Annotated in this window: 16 protein-coding genes and 1 pseudogene; 7 read left to right on the forward strand and 10 right to left on the reverse strand. The window is 69.4% G+C overall.

The features are described 5' to 3' along the window. Positions 1–117: 117 nt before the first annotated feature. The 5 genes and pseudogenes from NS2_RS38430 to NS2_RS13810 all read right to left on the reverse strand — a co-directional run bounded on the left by NS2_RS38430 (position 118) and on the right by NS2_RS13810 (position 4,157). Complete coding sequence (locus tag NS2_RS38430) at positions 118–306, reverse strand: aromatic-ring hydroxylase C-terminal domain-containing protein (RefSeq protein ID WP_353526532.1); 189 nt, start codon at positions 304–306, stop codon at positions 118–120. 119 nt (positions 307–425) lie between these two features. After that, positions 426–956: pseudogene (locus NS2_RS38435) on the reverse strand (FAD-dependent monooxygenase); the annotation flags it as partial. Positions 957–1,098: 142 nt separating this feature from the next. After that, entirely contained in the window at positions 1,099–1,593 is a 495-nt protein-coding gene (locus NS2_RS13800; RefSeq protein ID WP_052086400.1) for a nitroreductase/quinone reductase family protein, read from the reverse strand. Positions 1,594–1,658: 65 nt separating this feature from the next. After that, complete coding sequence (locus NS2_RS13805) at positions 1,659–2,435, reverse strand: isocitrate lyase/PEP mutase family protein (RefSeq protein ID WP_033087858.1); 777 nt, start codon at positions 2,433–2,435, stop codon at positions 1,659–1,661. A gap of 24 nt (positions 2,436–2,459) precedes the next feature. Further along, positions 2,460–4,157, reverse strand: a complete 1,698-nt coding sequence (locus NS2_RS13810; protein ID WP_052486663.1) for an LCP family protein — start codon at positions 4,155–4,157, stop codon at positions 2,460–2,462. Positions 4,158–4,245: 88 nt separating this feature from the next. Between NS2_RS13810 and argC the strand changes: the two genes are divergently transcribed. From argC to NS2_RS13845, 7 genes are all read left to right on the forward strand, one after another. Next, positions 4,246–5,304: an N-acetyl-gamma-glutamyl-phosphate reductase gene (gene argC / locus NS2_RS13815; RefSeq protein WP_071343991.1), complete on the forward strand. Its 1,059-nt coding sequence runs from the start codon at positions 4,246–4,248 to the stop codon at positions 5,302–5,304. Continuing rightward, a complete protein-coding gene (argJ, locus tag NS2_RS13820; protein ID WP_033087856.1) occupies positions 5,301–6,509 on the forward strand; it encodes a bifunctional glutamate N-acetyltransferase/amino-acid acetyltransferase ArgJ in 1,209 nt (402 codons plus the stop codon). The genes argC and argJ overlap by 4 nt, the downstream gene beginning before the upstream one ends. Next, complete coding sequence (argB, locus tag NS2_RS13825) at positions 6,506–7,405, forward strand: acetylglutamate kinase (RefSeq protein WP_033087855.1); 900 nt, start codon at positions 6,506–6,508, stop codon at positions 7,403–7,405. Before argJ ends, argB begins: the two co-directional genes overlap by 4 nt. 76 nt (positions 7,406–7,481) lie before the next feature. Continuing rightward, positions 7,482–8,675: an acetylornithine transaminase gene (locus NS2_RS13830; protein ID WP_033087854.1), complete on the forward strand. Its 1,194-nt coding sequence runs from the start codon at positions 7,482–7,484 to the stop codon at positions 8,673–8,675. Continuing rightward, on the forward strand, positions 8,672–9,616 hold the full coding sequence (argF, locus tag NS2_RS13835) for an ornithine carbamoyltransferase (RefSeq protein WP_033087853.1): 945 nt from the start codon (positions 8,672–8,674) through the stop codon (positions 9,614–9,616). The genes NS2_RS13830 and argF overlap by 4 nt, the downstream gene beginning before the upstream one ends. A gap of 29 nt (positions 9,617–9,645) precedes the next feature. Further along, positions 9,646–10,143 carry an arginine repressor gene (locus NS2_RS13840; protein ID WP_033087881.1) on the forward strand — a complete coding sequence of 166 codons (498 nt, stop codon included), beginning with the start codon at positions 9,646–9,648 and terminating at the stop codon, positions 10,141–10,143. A 90-nt stretch (positions 10,144–10,233) separates the two neighbouring features. Further along, the gene (locus NS2_RS13845) at positions 10,234–10,944 is read left to right on the forward strand and encodes a hypothetical protein (RefSeq protein WP_033087852.1); all 711 of its coding nucleotides are present in this window, start codon (positions 10,234–10,236) and stop codon (positions 10,942–10,944) included. Positions 10,945–11,154: 210 nt separating this feature from the next. On the opposite strand, the gene NS2_RS13850 is transcribed toward NS2_RS13845, so the two are convergent. From NS2_RS13850 to NS2_RS13870, 5 genes are read right to left on the reverse strand one after another with little or no spacing between them, the layout of a single operon-like run. Next, the gene (locus tag NS2_RS13850; protein ID WP_052086396.1) at positions 11,155–12,387 is read right to left on the reverse strand and encodes a DUF2786 domain-containing protein; all 1,233 of its coding nucleotides are present in this window, start codon (positions 12,385–12,387) and stop codon (positions 11,155–11,157) included. 60 nt (positions 12,388–12,447) lie between these two features. Continuing rightward, positions 12,448–14,640 carry an MMPL family transporter gene (locus tag NS2_RS13855; protein WP_045437547.1) on the reverse strand — a complete coding sequence of 731 codons (2,193 nt, stop codon included), beginning with the start codon at positions 14,638–14,640 and terminating at the stop codon, positions 12,448–12,450. A 6-nt stretch (positions 14,641–14,646) separates the two neighbouring features. After that, on the reverse strand, positions 14,647–15,573 hold the full coding sequence (locus tag NS2_RS13860) for an SDR family NAD(P)-dependent oxidoreductase (protein WP_033087851.1): 927 nt from the start codon (positions 15,571–15,573) through the stop codon (positions 14,647–14,649). Next, positions 15,570–16,073 (reverse strand): DUF2505 domain-containing protein, encoded by a 504-nt coding sequence (locus NS2_RS13865; protein WP_033087850.1) that lies wholly within the window; start codon positions 16,071–16,073, stop codon positions 15,570–15,572. Before NS2_RS13865 ends, NS2_RS13860 begins: the two co-directional genes overlap by 4 nt. A gap of 2 nt (positions 16,074–16,075) precedes the next feature. After that, positions 16,076–17,824 carry an AfsR/SARP family transcriptional regulator gene (locus NS2_RS13870; protein ID WP_052086394.1) on the reverse strand — a complete coding sequence of 583 codons (1,749 nt, stop codon included), beginning with the start codon at positions 17,822–17,824 and terminating at the stop codon, positions 16,076–16,078. Positions 17,825–17,865 lie beyond the last annotated feature (41 nt).

Consider the following 17,865-nt stretch of genomic DNA (forward strand, 5'->3'; position numbering starts at 1 on the left):
CAAGCTGTTTCGTGACAGCCGGAATTGAACGCCGGAAACGGGCTCGGGCCGAGGGCTCGGGCCGGGCGGATCAGTCGGATGGCAGATCCGGTCAGTCGCTGACCGGATCCGAAACCGTCAGTCGCTGACCGTATTCGCCGGGATCGGCACGGGCGCGCCGAACCAGGTGGTGAGGGCGTCCCGCAGCGCCGGTGCCGACGTGTCCGGATCCTCGCCGACCGTTGCGGCCCAGGCGATGTGGGCGTCGGGGCGGATGAGCAGGGCGTCGGCGGGGCGGTCGGCGGTGGTGGCGGTGCGGATGTCCACGCGATCGGACCACTGCTCGGCGATCTCGCGCAGGCGACCTCGATGGCCCCGTCGTCCAGCACGGTCACCGAATCGGGCACGCTGACCTGGCCCAGCCGGTTGACCTCCGGGTAGGTGATGCCGGGAAAATCGATTCCGGCCACGGCGCGGACGCGGCTGCGCGCGCCGTCGCAGGCTACCACGTAGCTCGCGCCCAACCGGTATTCGCCGTCCGGTCCGCGCACGTCCACGGTGACCCCGGTGTCGTCCTGCTCGATCCCGGTCACCTCGTGCCCGCGCCACACCTGTGCGCCCAGCTCGTTCGCCCGATCATCAAGGAGCTGTTCGAGTTTCGGCTGCGGCAGGTGCATCGCACGCAGCGGCGAATCCGCGAGCGGGGTGAAGTCCACGTGCATGTCGCCGAACGGCAGCGCCGCTATCGGCCCGGCGTCCGTGCCGATCTCCGCCAGCCGCCCCGACAGTCCCCGATAATCCAGTAATTGCAGGATCTGCCCACCGAGCCCATTGGCCTTGGGCACCGTCCGCAGCTGCGGCGACCGCTCCAGCACCACCGGCCGCACCCAGGCCAGCCGGAGTTCGGCGGCCAGCATCAGGCCCGTCGGGCCCGCACCCACGATGATCACATCGGTATCCGAAATACGCACTCGCACTGCTCCGTTTCCGTGGGTCCTGGCTACGGTCAGCGATTCTGCAGCATTGCCGGGGTCTTGCCGCAAGCCCCGGCGTGCGATATACGTTGGAGAGGGAAAGGATTCGACATCCTTTCCCTTCGTTGTCTCCCGGACCGGATGATCAGCCCCGCACGCGGGTGAGGGCGGCCATGGGGAAGTGGCGGGAGCTCAGCGCCCGGTAGGTGTCGAAGTGCGAGTAACCGGCGGTGAGGGTGCTCCAGAGGGTTTCGTACTCGGCCTCGTCGGTGATGAAACGGACTGTGACGGGGAAGGTTTCGCGGCCGATGCGGACCGTGGCCCGATCGGGCGCGGCGACGAGGTTCTTCCACCAGTTCGGGGTGCCGGGGTTGCCGCCGTTGGAGCCGCAGATGAGCAGGGCATCACCGGACCGGATCTGCATGAGCATGACCGGGCGGGGCACACCGGATCTGCGGCCGGGCACGGTGAGTTCGAGGACGGGATCGCCGAAGAGGGTGGCGAAGCGGGTGCCCTGGAAGCGGTCGTAGAGGCGGCGGTGGACCCGGCCGTAGAAGCGGGTGACCGGGCCCAGGTGGGTGCTGGAGAAGTAGTTGAAGCGACCCGCGAGGGTGAGCCGGGTGGAATCGGTGACGGGCATGGGGGCTCCCTCGGTGTACGGTCCTGTCGCGGGTGACTATACGCGGTGTCCAGTGAGTTGACGCCCTATGGTGCCAGTAGTCGCTGGATCGTTGTGTAGCTGGGGATTTCACCGACCAGGGCATGTCCGTGGGTGACCGATTCCGCGGTGTGCACCGCCGCCGCCAGCGCCGCGCGGTACAGCAGCGAGCCGGTGCTGACCCGGCGCACACCGAGGTCGGCGAGTTCGGCCACGGTCGCCCCGGTGGGGGAGAACAGGATGTTCAGCGGCGCGGTCAAGGCCGTCGTGAGTTCGCGGATGCGCTCGGGATCGGTGACGCCGGGCACGAAAATACCGTCGGCGCCGCACTTCTCGTAGTGCAGCACGCGATCGAGGGTGGACTCCTGGTCGGCGCCCATCCAATAGGTGTCGGTGCGCGCGTTCACGAAAAGCTCCGGCACGCGGGCCTTCACGGCCGCGATCAGCGCGCCGTGCGCCTGCGGATCGGCCAGCTCCGTATTGGATCGGCTGTCCTCCAGGTTGATTCCCGCGATGCCCGCCGCCGCGAGTTCGGCGCAGAACTCGGCCACCTCGTCCGGATCGGTGCTGAATCCGCCCTCGATATCGACGCTGACCGGAATCGACAGCCGCCCGAGCCGGGTTGCCAGCGAGAGGGTTTCGGCCCGGGTGGACGCCGTCCCGTCGGGCAGTCCCGCCGCCGCGGCCACCCCGAGGCTGGTGGTGCCGATCGCCGGGAATCCGGCCTCGGCCAGCATGGCCGCCGACCCGAAATCCCAGGCGTTGGGCAGCATCAGCGGTCGTTCACCGCGGTGCAGACTCCGGAACAGCTCGGTCTTCGTCATGGTGCGGCTCCGTAACTCGACGGGTCAGTTCACGCAGGGGATCTTCGAGCCGATCGTAGTCGTCACGGGCTTGCCGGAATCCGGGGCGTCCGAGGTGGTTCCGTCCGCGGCGGCGGCGCTGGTCGGTGAGCTGCCGCCGGCGCTCGTGGTCGGGCTGGTGGTGGTCGCGGCCGGATCGAGGGACGCCGGAATGTCGAGATCGGCTCCCACCACCAGTTTCACGTGCCCGGCCGACACCGAACTCGACGGGCTCACCGGGATGCCGCCGAACATCTCCGAGAGCTGTTTGGCGTCGGTGTCCGCGCCCGTCCCGTAGTAGATCGTGGAGGTGGTGCCGTCCGCATAGGTGGCATTGCTCACATCACCGGCCGGAAATCCCTTGCCGGTCAGCAACTTCGACACCTTGGCGGCCTGCCCGGGGGTGCCGCTGGCATTGGCCACGTCCAGTGTGGAGGTCGGCGTGGTGGCCGGGGCGGCGGGCGCGACCGGGGTGGACACCCCGAACGCCTCGCGCACCGTCTTCTTGATGGCCACCGGATCGATGATGTTGACGTCCTGGCCGTCGATATTGTCGTAGCGCAGCACCGGCAGCGTGCGGAACTCCACCGTCGGGGATTCCGCGCGGCCCAGCGTGGTGGCGAAATCGCTGAGGCTCCAGCCGTCGGAGAGCACCACGTCCTTGTGCGCCACATCCATCAGCGCCTTGAGCCGCACCGGATTGGCCAGCGTGCCCGAGCTCTTCAGGGAATTGGCGACCGAGGTGAGGAATGCCTGCTGCCGGTGGGTGCGGTCGAGGTCGCCGTTCTCGAGGCCGTGGCGCTGGCGCACGAAGGCGAGCGCGTCGGAGCCGTCGAGATGCTGCGGTCCGGCGGGGAAGACCGCGCCGGAGTAGTAGCTGTCATCCACGGCGTGATTGAGGCACACGTCGACCCCGCCCAGCGCGGTCGCCAGATCGTAGAAACCGGCCAGGGAGATCTCCGCGAACCGATTGATCGGCACGCCGGTGAGCGCCTTCACGGTCTGAACGATGCTGGCGCGGCCCGCTTCCCGGCCCTGGCGCTCGAGCTCGGGGCCTTCGGCCATGCCCTTGGCCTTGAGCTTCTCCTCGACCGTGTACTTCTTGAGGCCGTAGGACTCCTTGATCTTGGCGTGGTCGTAGCCCGGAATGCCCTGTACCGGCACGTAGTCGTCGCGCGGGATGGAGAACGCGACGATGTGTTTCAGATCCTTCGGAATGTGCACCAGGATGAGCGAATTGGCGTTGTAGCCGCCCTCGCTGCCGTCACCGGCGTGCAGCTGGTCGAGGATCTCCTTGGGTAGGTCGTTGCCGTTCAGGTCTTTTCGGGTGTCCAGGCCGATGAGCAGCATATTGATATCGCCGTCGAGGTTCACGTCCTCCGGGGAAATGGCGCCGGAACGCACGAAGCCCGCGTCGAAATCCATGCGGCCGTACCAGACGATGCCTGTAATGCCCATCACAGCGGTGGCCACCAGCGCCGTGATGCCGCGTCCGGCCAGGCGTAGGCGCCTGTCCCGTTCACGCCTGGCGGGGGTGCGCCCGGGCTTCTCCTCGGCCCGCCGCCTGCCCGCCCGCCGACCGTTGGAGGGGGGCTCGGCGCGGCGCGACCGGCGGGGAGTCGGGGTGGGCTTCTCCGGTGTCCGGCGGCGGCGGCCCGCTTCGGGACCGACGACCGGCAGCGGTTGGGTGGCGTCGTCGTACATGGCGCTGTCGAGTGTGCCGTAATCGGCGCTCGCTGTCAGATTCTCGACCCGTTGTGAATGAGCTTGCACGGTCGTGCATAATCATCACATGGCGGATGTCTCGAACGGGCCCCTGCGGGTCGCGGTAGCTGGTGCGAGCGGGTACGCGGGCGGTGAAGTCCTGCGCCTGCTACTCGGGCACCCAGCCTACCGAAGCGGGCGCCTCGAGATCGGGGCGCTGACGGCGGGGTCCAATGCCGGCACCACCCTGGGTGAGCTGCAGCCGCATCTGCTGCCGCTGGCCGACCGGGTGCTCGGGCCCACCACCGTCGAGGAGCTCGCGGGCCACGACGTGGTGTTCCTGGGCCTGCCGCACGGGCAGTCCGCCGCGATCGCCAAGACATTGCCGGAGTCCACGATCATCATCGACTGCGGGGCCGATTTCCGGCTCACCGACGCGAGCGCGTGGGAGAAGTATTACGGCACCGCGCACGCGGGCAGCTGGCCCTACGGGTTGCCGGAGCTGCCCGGCGGGCGCGAGCGGCTGCGCGGGGCGACCCGGATCGCGGTGCCCGGTTGCTATCCGACCGTTTCCAGCCTGGCGCTGGCCCCGGCCATCGCGGCCGGGATCATCGAGCCGCGGGTGAATGTGGTTGCGGTGAGCGGCACTTCGGGCGCCGGACGCAAGCTCGATGTCGGGCTGCTGGGCTCGGAGGTGATGGGCTCGCTGCGGGCGTATGGCATCGCGGGCGCGCACCGGCACACCCCGGAGATCGCGCAGAATCTCAAGGCCGCGGGATCGGGTGCGGACGTGAGTGTTTCGTTCACCCCGGTGCTGGCCCCACTGCCGCGTGGCATCCTGGCGACCTGCACCGCGCCGACCACCGTGGACGCGGAGACCGCTCGCGCCGTCTACGAGAAGGCGTACGCCGATGAGCCTTTCGTGCACCTGCTGCCCGAAGGCGTACTCCCGCAGACCGGTTCGGTGCTGGGCTCCAATGCCGTCACCCTCCAGGTCACCGTGGACACCGACGCCGGGCTGTTGGTGGTGATCGGCGCGATCGACAACCTGACCAAGGGCACCGCGGGCGCCGCGGTGCAATCCATGAATTTGGCGCTCGGAATCGACGAGACCGCAGGACTTTCCACCGTAGGAGTGGCACCGTGACAATCGACAACGGCAAGCTGGTGCGGACCCAGGGCGTCACCGCACCGTTGGGTTTCCGGGCCGCGGGTATCGCCGCGGGCATCAAGAAGTCCGGCAAGCCGGACCTGGCGCTGGTGTTCAACGAGGGGCCGGAGTACGCGGCCGCGGGCGTGTTCACCCGCAACAAGGTCAAGGCCGCGCCGGTGCTGTGGTCGCAGCAGGTGCTGACCGGCGGGCGGCTGCGCGCGGTCATCCTGAATTCCGGTGGCGCGAACGCGTGTACGGGTCCGGGCGGGTTCCAGGACACCCACGCCACCGCCGAGGAACTGGCGAAGGCGTTGAGCAACTGGGGAACCGAGACCGGTGCGGGCGAGATCGCGGTCTGCTCCACCGGTTTGATCGGCGACCGGCTGCCGATGGGCAAGCTGATCCCGGCCGTCACCGAGATCGTGCACGAGATGGGTGGCGGGCTCTCGGGCGGCGCGGAGGCGGCGCGGGCCATCATGACCACCGACACCGTGCCGAAAGAGGCTGCCTTCCACCACAGGGACAAGTGGAACGTGGGCGGCATGGCCAAGGGCGCGGGCATGCTCGCGCCGTCGCTGGCCACCATGCTGGTGGTGCTGACCAGCGATGTGGTCGCCACGCCGGAGCAGCTGGACGCGTCGCTGCGCAATGCCACGAAGTACACCTTCGACCGGCTCGACGTGGACGGCTCCTGCTCCACCAATGACACCGTGCTGCTGCTGGCCAATGGCGCGTCCGGGCTCACCCCGAGCCAGGCGGATCTGAATGCGGCCGTGCTCGCGGTCTGCGACGATCTGGCCGAGCAGCTCATGTCCGACGCCGAGGGCGTCACCAAGCGCGTGCACATCACCGTGAAAGGCGCTGTGAGCGAGGAGGAAGCGCTCATCGGGGCACGGGCGCTGGCGCGCGACAGCCTGGTCAAGACCGCGTTCTTCGGGTCGGATCCGAACTGGGGCCGGGTGCTGGCCTCGATCGGCATCGCGCCCATCGAGCTGGATCCCAACCGGGTCTCGGTGTCGTTCAACGGATCTCCGGTGTGCATCGACGGTGCCGGTGCGCCGGGCGCGCGCGAGGTGGATCTGTCGGGGGCCGATATCAATGTCCTCGTCGAGCTGAATCTGGGCGACGGTGAGGCCACCGTGCGTACCACCGACCTCTCGCACGGGTACGTCGAAGAGAATTCGGCCTACAGCTCATGAACGAGGTGGCGCAGCGGCTTTCGGCCCTCGACAAGGCGCACGTCCTCGCCGACGCGCTGCCGTGGCTGCAGAAGTTTCGCGACAAGATCGTGGTGGTGAAGTACGGCGGCAACGCCATGATCGACGACGAGCTCAAGCGGGCGTTCGCGGCGGACATGGCGTTCCTGCGCACGGTCGGCGTGCACCCGGTGGTGGTGCACGGCGGCGGGCCGCAGATCAGCGCCATGCTGAAGAAGCTGGGCATGACCGGTGAGTTCCGCGGCGGCTTCCGGGTCACCACGCCCGAGGTCATGGATGTGGTGCGCATGGTGCTGTTCGGGCAGGTGGGCCGGGAACTGGTGGGGCTCATCAATGCTCACGGGCCCTACGCGGTCGGCATCTCCGGTGAGGACGCGCACCTGTTCACCGCCACCCGCCGCACGGTGCAGGTCGACGGCGAACCCACCGATATCGGCCTGGTCGGCGACGTCACCTCCGTGGAACCGTCGGCCGTGCTGGATCTCATTGCGGCGGGCCGGATTCCGGTCGTCTCCACCATCGCACCGGACGCGGACGGCGTGGTGCACAACATCAATGCCGACACCGCGGCGGCCGCGCTGGCGCAGGGCATCGGCGCGGAGAAGCTGGTCATCCTCACCGATGTCGAGGGCCTGTACACGAATTGGCCCGACCGGTCCTCGCTGACCACCCGCATCGACACCGACGAGCTGGCCAAGCTGCTGCCCTCGCTGGACGAGGGCATGGTGCCCAAGATGGAAGCCTGCCTGCGTGCCGTCGAGGGCGGTGTCCCGACCGCGCACGTCATCGACGGGCGGGTCGCGCATTCGGTCCTGCTGGAACTGTTCACCGGGGAGGGCATCGGCACGATGGTCACCCCAGCACAGGAGATCTCATGAGCGAGCGTAGCGAGCGGAGAATGAACACAGCCACGAGTGTGCTCGTGCTGGAGCCGAGCGCCAGCGAGGTGGAAGCATGAGCACAGCTGATATTCAGCAGCGGTGGCAGACCGCACTGATGAACAACTACGGCACCCCCAAGGTGGCGCTGGTGCGCGGCGCGGGCGCGGTGGTCTACGACGCGGACGGCAAGCGCTACCTGGACTTCCTGGGCGGCATCGCGGTCAACAGCCTCGGGCACGCGCATCCGGCCATCCTGGCGGCGGTCACCCAGCAGCTGGGGACGCTGGGCCACGTGTCGAATCTGTATGCCTCCGAACCGGTTATCGAGCTCGCCGAGCGGCTGCTCGCGCACTTCGGCGACGGGCACGGCAAGGCGTTCTTCTGCAATTCCGGTACCGAGGCCCATGAGGCCGCGTTCAAGATGGCGCGGCTGACGGGGCGCACCAAGATCGTCGCCTGTGAGGAGGCGTTCCACGGGCGGACCATGGGCGCACTGGCTCTGACCGGTCAGCCCTCGAAGCGGGCCCCGTTCGAGCCCATGCCGCCGGGCGTAGTGCACGTGCCCTACGGCGACGCGCTCGCGCTGGCCGCCGCCGTCGACAAGGACACCGCCGCGGTGTTCATCGAGCCCATCATGGGTGAGAGCGGCGTCGTGGTGCCCCCGGCCGACTATCTGGCCAAGGCCCGCGCCATCACCAAAGAGCAAGGCGCGCTGCTGATCCTGGACGAGGTGCAGACCGGCATCGGCCGCACCGGCGCGTTCTACGCGCACCAGGCGGCGGGCATCGTTCCCGATGTCATCACCCTGGCCAAGGGCCTGGGCGGCGGCCTACCCATCGGTGCGGTGCTGGCCCAGGGCGCGGCGGCGGAGCTGTTGCAGCCCGGCATGCACGGCACCACCTTCGGCGGCAATCCAGTCTGTGCCGCAGCCGCTCTGGCGGTGCTGCGCACCATCGACGAGGAGGGGCTGCTGGCCCACGTCGAGACCGTCGGCAAGATCCTCGCCGACGGCATCGAGAACCTGCACCACCCGCTCGTCGACCACGTGCGCGGCGCGGGCCTGCTGCTCGGCATCCAGCTGACCGCCGATGTGTCCGGTCAGGTGGAGACGGCTGCGCGGGAGGCGGGCTATCTGCTCAACGCGCCCAAGCCCAATGTGCTCCGGCTCGCGCCGCCGCTGGTTCTCACCGAGACTCAAGCCGAGAATTTCCTGTCCGACCTGCCCGGCATCCTGGATGCCGCCCAGGCCCCCGAGGAGACCAAGTGACCATCCGGCATTTCCTGCGTGACGACGACGTCACCCCCGCCGAGCAGGCCGAGATCCTGGCGATCGCGGCCGAACTCAAGGCCGTGCCGCTCGCGCGCCGGCCGCTCGACGGGCCGCGCGGCGTGGCGGTGATGTTCGAGAAGAACTCCACGCGTACGCGATTCTCCTTCGAGATGGGCATCGCGCAGCTCGGTGGGCACGCCGTCGTGGTCGACGGGCGCGACACCCAGCTGGGCCGCGAGGAGACCCTGGCCGATACCGGGCGGGTGCTCTCGCGGTACGTGGACGCCATCGTGTGGCGCACCTTCGAGCAGGCGCGCCTGGACGAGATGGCCGGGGCGGCAACGGTTCCCGTGGTGAACGCGCTGTCCAACGAGTTCCATCCCTGCCAGGTGCTGGCGGATCTGCAGACGCTCAAGGAGCGCAAGGGATCCGATCTGACCGGGCGCAATCTGGTCTACCTCGGCGACGGCGCGAACAATATGGCGCACTCGCTCATGCTGGGCGGCGTGACCGCGGGCATGAACGTCACCATCGCCGCCCCCGAGGGCTTCGAGCCGTTCGGCTGGATCGTCGACGCCGCCCAGAAGCGGGCCGCGGAAACCGGTGCGTCCATTGCGATCACGAGCGATCCGCAGGCCGCGGCCGAGGGCGCGGACGCGCTGGTCACCGACGCCTGGACCTCCATGGGCCAGGAGAACGACGGCCGCGATCGGGTCGCACCGTTCCGCCCGTTCCAGGTGAACGCCGACCTGCTCGCCCGCGCGGCCGCGGATGTGACCGTGCTGCACTGCCTTCCGGCGCATCGCGGCGAGGAGATCACCGACGAGGTCATCGACGGCCCGCGCAGCGCGGTCTGGGACGAGGCCGAGAACCGGCTGCACGCGCAGAAGGCGCTGCTGGTGTGGCTGCTGGAGAAGTTCGCGCGAGGTGAGAGGTGAGCAGCGGCGAACGTCGCTCACCCGCCGCGGTGTCCGGCAAGTCGGGGGCGGCCATCGCGCGCACCCGCGCCGGGCGCCAGGCCCGGATCGTCGCGATCCTGTCGCAGCACGAGGTCCGCAGCCAATCCGAACTGGCCGTGCTGCTTTCGGCCGAGGGAATCGAGACCACCCAGGCGACGCTCTCGCGTGATCTCGACGAACTCGGCGCGGTGAAGCTGCGCGCGGCCGACGGCGGCGCGGGCGTGTACGTGGTGCCCGAGGACGGCTCGCCCGTGCGCGGCGTCACCGGCGGTACCGAGCGGCTGTCCAAACTGCTGGGCGATCTGCTGGTCTCCACCGACGCCAGCGGCAATATCGCGGTGCTGCGCACCCCACCCGGGGCCGCGCACTTCCTCGCCAGCGCGCTCGACCGGGCCGCGTTGCCCGAGATCGTCGGCACCATCGCCGGCGACGACACCATCGCCGTCATCGCCCGCGAGCCCATGACCGGCGCGGAACTGGCCGCCAAGATCGAACAGCTGGCCTGAATCGGACTGTGCCGCAGGATAATTGCGGTAGCGTGGAACGCGTGTGCGCGTACGCTCGGAGGCACGATATCCCCGAGCGAGGAAACGCACATGTGCGAAGGCTATGGACTGATCGCATCTTTCGAAGCCGGGACCGGGTCCCGCCCCGAAGTCCCGGACCCGGTCCAGCCCAGCCTGAGCCGCACCGACGACGGAATCTGGGTCATCCTGGCGCACAAGGTGGCCCACCGCATCGAGGGCAAGGACCTGTTCGTCCCCGCCACCGGCGGTGACCCCTACCCCCTCGACGCCATCGCCCAGTGCCGCCGCGGCGCCACCCACCCGGCCCCCGACCCGAACTGCACCTGCGGCTTCCACGCCGTCTCCGAATCCGCCCCCGAACCCTACGGCGGCCGCTTCACGGTCCTGTCCGTAGCCCTCTCCGGCCGCATCCTCGCCGCCCACTGGACCCACGGCGGCATCCTCTTCCGAGCCGAACGCCAAACGGTCCTAACCTTCACCGACACCACCGTCCCCGACCCCATCCGAGTCCCGGACTACCCACCCCAACCCCCCACCCCACCCACCGAACCCAGCGGCCGCACCGCCCGCCTCCGCTCCCCCCGCCCCCGCGACCTCGACAGCGCGGCCCTACGCCTGCCGGTCACCCCACCCCCATTCGTCCGCCTCGCCGACGACGCCGGCTACTGCGCATTCACCCCCGCCCACACCACTTCGGCCCGCACCGCCGCGGCCCCGCCCAACCCAACCCCGGAATACCGGGCTGGTCGCCACCCCCACTCCCCGCTGCTATCCCACTAGCGCGTCCCGATCGTCGAGCGGCACAAATTTGGGTGATTTGTCCGGAATTGTCCTCCGGGATGTGCCACTCGATGACCACGCCTGTGGATGTGGGCGGGGTGGGTGTTTTCTGTGATCGCAGTCGCGATTGTGGCTGTGAGATACGTATGGATGATGGAGCCCACGTCGCCGACCTAGGGCGACCGGCCGACAATCGCGTGCCGAATTCGGTCAGGTGTCGAGGTGGGCGTGGTCGGCGGCGGCGCGGCCGGCGGTCCAGCCTTCGGCGCTGCGGATGGTGACGCCTCGGGTGCGGGATTGCGGGAAGAGGGCTTCGAGGGCGGTGTCGACGGCTTGTCGGTGGGAGGCCAGGACCGGGAGGAGGCGTTCGGGGTGTGGGGAATTCGCGATGGTGGTGGCGGTGGCTGCCTCGAGGCGTTCGCCGATTCGGGTGGCGTAGGCGATGAGGAAGGCTTTGCGGAAGGGGCGGGTGCGGGCGTCGTCGGTGCGGAGGTCCTGGTTGCCGGTGGCGATCATGGCTCGGGTGGACTGGAGGAGTAGTGAGGTGGTGAGGAGTTCTACGGCTTCCAGGTCCGGCTCGTCGCCGACGATGGTCACGAAGCCCCAGGAGGAGGCGAAGATGGCGCGGGCGCGATTGGCCTTGGCCACCACGTCGACCAGCAGGGCCTTGGCGTCGGTGTAGGGGGTGTCGAGCCAGATGCGTTGAGCGCCCGGTAGATCGGGGGTGGGGGTGGTGGCGTCGAGGAGTACGCGGTCGAGGGCGTACTTGGTCATGAGTTCCTGGGCCTTGGCCGAGAGGGTTTCGGCCTCTTCGGGGAAGGAGGTCGATTCGGCCTTGGCGAGCAGGCCGCGGACTCGGCCGAGGACCTTTTCGTCGACGTGGTGGTGGACGGTGCCGGGGGGACGGGCGGTGCCCGGCAGGGGCCTGATGAGTTCCAGCTTCGGAAGCAGCAGGAGCAGGGCGAGGGCTTCGATGACCGTGGTGACGGCCTCCGCGCCGGTCAGCATGTGCTTGTTCGTCCATTGGGCGAGATGCGGTGCCGAGTCCGACCACCAGACGTCGGCGTCGAGGTCGCGGAGTTGGCCGGTCCAGGTCTCGTCGATGGTGGCGGGGTCGAAAGTGGCCGTGTAGGAGGCCATTACGTCGGTGAGGAAGCTCTGTGCGAAGTCGTCGGCGCGGCGGCGGGCGGCCTGATGGATATCGGCCGGGAGCCAGCCGTTCCCGAAGGCCCTGGCGAGGACGTTCCGGCCCGCCAGCGCGGCGCCCTCGGCCACCTCGGGGGCGAGGGCGCCGCGACCGGCCAGTTTCCCGGCCGACCGTTTGGCGACCGCCGCATCGCCGCGCGGCGTCTTGCCGCGCGCCCCGCGCTGGGCCGACTGCACGGCGGCGGCCACGATCGCGTCGGCGATCTGCGGTGCGGTCGATGGCGTGGCGCCGGGCATGGGTCCTCGGATTCGTCGGGGGATCCGCGCCATTCTACGGCGGGCGGTAGTAGCGGTTGATCACCCGGCTTCCAGCGGTACCGGCTCCGGTGTGGGGGTTTTTGCCCTGCCCGGAGCCCACCAGTTGAAGCGGCCCATGGTCTGCATGAGCGCCGGGACCAGAATGGTCCGGATGACGGTCGCGTCGACCAGGACGGCCAGGGTGAGGCCGAGGCCGAACAATTGGACGAAGGAGACGTGGGCGAAGACCATCCCCACGAAGGCGATGGCCAGCAGGGCCGCGGCGGCGGTGAATATCCGTGCGGTGCGGGCGATTCCGACGGCGACGGCGCGGCCGGTCTCGCCCGAGGCGAGATACTCCTCGCGGATGCGCGAGAGCAGGAACACCTCGTAGTCCATCGAGACCCCGAAGGCCAGGCAGAACATGAGGATCGGCATGGTGGGGACCAGATAGCCGGTCGGGGTGAATCCCAGTGCGCCCGATAGGTGCCCGTCCTGGAAGATCCACACCATCGCGCCGAAGGTGGCCGCCAGGGAGAGCACCGTCAGCACCAGCGCCTTGATCGGCAGCACCACGCTGCGGGTGAACACCAGCAGCACCAGGAACATCGACACCGCGATCATTTTCAGCGCCAATGGAACCCGGGCCGCGAGTGCGTGTACCGAGTCGGCGTTGCGGGCGGCCGGTCCGCCGAACAGCACCCGACCGGGTGCGGGAACGGCGCGCAGCCGGTCGAGCTGTTCGGTGGCCGCCGTCGAATACGGGTCGAGGCGGGTGCCGATGCGCAGATACGTGCCGGCATCCCCGGCCATCACCGATTGTGCTCCGGCCAAAGGCAATCCACCGGCGTACACGCCGCCGCTGGACAGCACCGAGCTGACGCCCGGCACCTGCGACAGGGAGCGTGCGTAGTCGCTCACCCGCGCGGTATCGCCGTGGGTGTCGGGCAGCACCGCGAGAATGCCCGCGGTGAGGTTCTCGGAAAACTCGGTGCGCGAGGCGTCGCCGACCTCCCGGCTCGATCCCGAAGCCAGCACCCGATCGTCGGCCCAGCCGAAATGCACCGACAGGAACGGTGATCCGAGCAGCAGCAGCGCCACCACCACGGCGACGATCGCGACCACCGGACGACGCATCACGGCCGTGGCGAAGCGATACCAGCGATCCCGCTCGACGGGCGTGGGCACCGGGTCCGGACGGCCCAGCCGACGCCGCAGATACCGGCGCACATCCAGTGCCTCGACCCGGGAACCCATGAGCGCCAACGCCGCCGGGAGCACGAGCAGCGTCGTGAACACCGCCGCAGCGAGCACCGCCAGCCCCGCGTACGCGAACGAGCGCAGGAAATACAGCGGGAAGACCAGCAGCGCGGCCAGCGCAAGCGCCACGGTCAGACCGGAATACAGCACGGTGCGCCCGGCCGTGCGCACGGTGGTGGTCACGGCCGCGGCGGTGTCGGCACCTCCGGCCAGCTCCTCCCGGAACCGGCTCACCATGAACAGGCTCGAGTCCAGTGCGACGGCCAGCCCGAGCGCGGTGGTCATGTTCAACGCGAAGATCGAGACGTCGCTGACCGCGGCCAGCACCCGCAGCACCGCCAGTGCCGCGCCGATGGTCACCACACCCACCAGCAGCGGGAGTATGGAGGCGACCAGGCTGCCGAACACCAGCACCAGCGCGATACCGGCCAGCGGAATGGCGATGGATTCGATGAGCACCAGGTCGAGGGTGATCTGCTTGCTCATCTGCGCCAGCGCGACCGCCTCACCACCCGCCCGGATCGAGAAGCCGTCACGGCTGCCGTTGTATCTGTCGGCCAGCGCACCGGCCAGCTTCGGCGCGGCGGTATCGTCACCGCGCGCGTAGGCCACCAGGACGGCGCTGTGGTGATCCTTGCTCAGCAGGGCGGGCCGCACCTCGGGTGCGACACTCCAATACGACTGCACGCCTTGCAGATCCGGATTCCCGGTGAGCTCCGCGGTGAGGAGCTGCCCCACGGCGGTGGCGGCGGGTGCGTCGATTCCGTCGGCCGCGGTGAGGATCAGCACCACATTCGGCGCGGCCCCCGGAAAATTCTGTTCGAGATACCGGTCCACCCAGGTGGATTCGGCATCGGGGGCCTGGAAACCCCCGGACTTCAAGTGCATCGGGGCCGACCAGCCGATGGCATAGCAGGCGACGGCGGCCAGTCCCGCCAGGATGAGCACGGCCCGCGCCCGCCGCCGGGCGAACTCGGCGATCAGCAATAGCATTCGCGCTCACCGCCGTTCGACCGGGGGCACGCCGCGTGCGGCCCCGACCAGTTCTTCGGAGACCCGCCAGAGCTCGGCGGCCCGGTCCGGATCGTAGGACTCGGGAGAGCTGGTGACCTCGGCATTGCCGGTGAAGTACTTGCCGGTGGTATCCGCGAGCTCGGGTGCGGTGGCCAGCCACGCGAGATCGGCCGCCGACCGGGCGACGGTACGGGCAATGGGCACGATTCGGATGAGCACGGGCGCGAGCAGCCCGAACCCGATGCGGACGGGCGCGGGATAGCCGCGCGACAATCCGGTTTCCGGCATCAGCCCCGGATCGAAGGCGTTGACGGTGATCCCACGCCCGGCCCAGCGCCGCGCGAGCTCGTGTGTGAAGTACACATTGGCGAGTTTGCTGGTGGCATAGGCGATTCTGCCGTCGCGCCCGGCCCCCTCGCCGGGTGTCGCCAGTTCCCGGGGCGCACGCCAGCGCGGCGCGGGGAAGCCCATGGACTTGCGCGGTCCCTGATGCACATCGCTGGACACCACCACGACCCGCGAGCCCGCCGCCAGCAGATCCGCGCATCCGGTGACGAGCGCGAAATGCCCGAGATGATTGACGGCGAAGGTGAGTTCGAACCCGTCCGCCGAGGTCCGCATCCGGTCCACGATCTGCAACCCCGCATTGCACACGATCGCGCCGAGCCCGGGCTGTTCCCGGCGGTGCAGCGCCTCGACGGCCGCCGCGACCGAATCCAGCGAGGCCAGTTCCAGCTCCAGCAGCTCGATCTCGGCCCCGGGCGCGTGCTCGCGGATCAGTGTCCGCGCGGCCTCGGCCCGCTCCGTGTCGCGGCATCCGAGAATCAGTGGAATACCTTCGGCTGCAAGGCAGTTCGCTGTCTCGAGGCCGAGTCCCGACGAAGCGCCGGTAATGAGAACCGGAGGCTTCATGCGGCGTTCTCCAGCCACTTCATGGTGAACTCGTCGATGGCGGCCGCGGTGCTGGTGAAGGTCTTGCCCATATCGGCCTCGATCAGCCTGCCGATCAAGGGAACTCGCGCCTCGATGGTGCCGTTCATGGCGAATTCGCAGCCCGCGTCGGTGCGGCGCACCAGCAGATCGGCCCCGAGCTTGATGGTCATGCCCTCCACCTGCCCGTCCATCCGCCCCCGCGCGACCCCGTCCACCGGTTCGGACCAGGTCTCGCTGTAGCGGTAGCGCACCCCGTTGGGCCGGAAGGTGGCCGCCGGGCCCGGCAGCGAGGAGGCCGGGATGACGGTGTTCACCGCGACCAGGGTGCCGGTCGGCGTGACCTCGAACGCGGCCAATTCCGCTTCCGGGCCGTCGATTTCGTGAATCCGCCGCTCCCAGTACTCACGGGTGCCCAGGGCGGTGTGGAACAGGGTGTCCGGATATGGATACGGGGTGGTGTGCTGCACGGAACGCGGCATGGTCAGTCTCCCAGGTGCTTTGCGTAGATGCGATGGATGTCGAGCATTCGGTAGAGCGCGCGGTCGGCCTCGTCCCGCCCGACCTCTGACAGCAGGTAGGCGTCGACGAGCCGGTCCAGGGCGTCCTCCACCTCTTCCGCGCTGAGGCCGGGCTGTTCGGGCGCGGTGAATTCGGTTCCGGGCGCGGTCCTTCGGCCCAGCTGGCGGAACACCTCGGCGGCGGTGCTGTCGAGCCGGTCGAAGGTCAGGTCCAGGCTGGCCCGGATGTCGAGCGCCTGATACGACACCACTTCCAGGCGGCGCTGCTCGTCGCTGATCCGGGCCAGTATGCGGGCGAAGGTCCAGTGCGGCCGCGCCGACATGCGGCAGGCGACCGCGCGCAGCGCCAGCGGAATGCCCGAGCAGTGCTCGGCCACCGACCCGGCGTCCTCCCATTCGGGCAGCACCCGCGCCCGCCCGACGGTCGCCACCAGCATCTGCAGACCCTGGGTGCGCGACAGCTCGCGCAGCACGAAGGTCCGGACGGTGGTGAGCCCCAGGGCGAATCGGCTGGTGATGAGCGCGGTACTGGAGCCGCCCGCGGGCAACAGCGGAATGATCTGGGATTCGGTGACGGCATTGTCGAGGATGACCAGCACCCGCCGCCGCGCCAGCCGGGCGCGATACAGGTTGGCGCGCTCGGCCAGCGTCGCGGGCATCGCGTCCGCCGGTACGCCGAGTGCCGTCAGCATGCGACCGAGCACCGTCTCCGGGGTGGTGTTCGGCCCGTCGGCCAGGTCGGCGTAGAGCAGTCCCTCGGGGAAGCGGTCGCGCAGGCAGTCGGCGGCCTGTAGCGCCAGCGCGGTCTTGCCGACGCCCGCACCGCCGGTCACCAGCACCGGTCGCGGCGACGGCTCATCGGTGAGCATGCCGGTGAGGGTGGCCAATTCGGCGTCGCGGCCGCTGAATCCGAGCGGGGCCAGCGGCAGCGTGTCGGGCGCGACGCCCAGCGTGACCGTGGGCGGGTCGCCGCGCAGGATCTGACCGTGCAGCTCCCGCATGCCCGGGCTGGGATCCGCGCCGAGCTCCTCGGCGACCAGCCGGCGGGCCAGTTCGTACTGCCGCAGCGCCTGGGCGGTCTCGCCATTGAGGAAGTAGGCGCGAATCAGGCGCTCCTGCAACCCTTCCACCAGCGGCTCCTCCAGCAGCGCGGTTTGCAGCCGGTTGATCACCAGGGAATGGTTGCCGCGGCGGATCTCGGCGTCGGCCCAGTCGCCGGTCACCTCGTGCTTGAGCCGGTGCAGGGAATCGCTGAGGCGGCGCGCCCATTCGCTGTCCAGCCCGGTCATGGCGCTGCCGTTCCACAGGTTCAGCCCCGCGGCCAGCTGTTCGACGCGATCGGGATCGTCGATATCGGTGGCGCGGGCACGGTCCACCAGATCCATGAAGTGCCACAGATCGACCGAATCCGGTGGGGTGGAGAGCATGTAGCCGCCGGAGCCGCGATTCACCTGCACGGGCGGGCCGCCGATCCCGGCCGTGGCCTCGGTCAGCAGCCCGCGCAGCCGGGCGACATAGGTGTAGACCGCGTCCCGGGCGGCGACCGGCGGGGAATCGCCCCAGACCCGGTCGATGAGCGTGTCGATGGACAGCGGGCGGCCCGAATCCACCAGCAGCGCGGCCAGCAGGCTGCATTGGCGGGGCGGGCCGAGATCCACGGGCTTGCCGTGCACGTGCAGCTGCACGGGGCCCAGTAGCTTGAACTGAATCATGTCTGACGCCTTACTTCCCCCCAATGCCGGTGCGGCGCTAC

The sequence above is a fragment of the Nocardia seriolae NBRC 15557 genome, from assembly GCF_007990715.1.
Classification (GTDB): domain Bacteria; phylum Actinomycetota; class Actinomycetes; order Mycobacteriales; family Mycobacteriaceae; genus Nocardia; species Nocardia seriolae.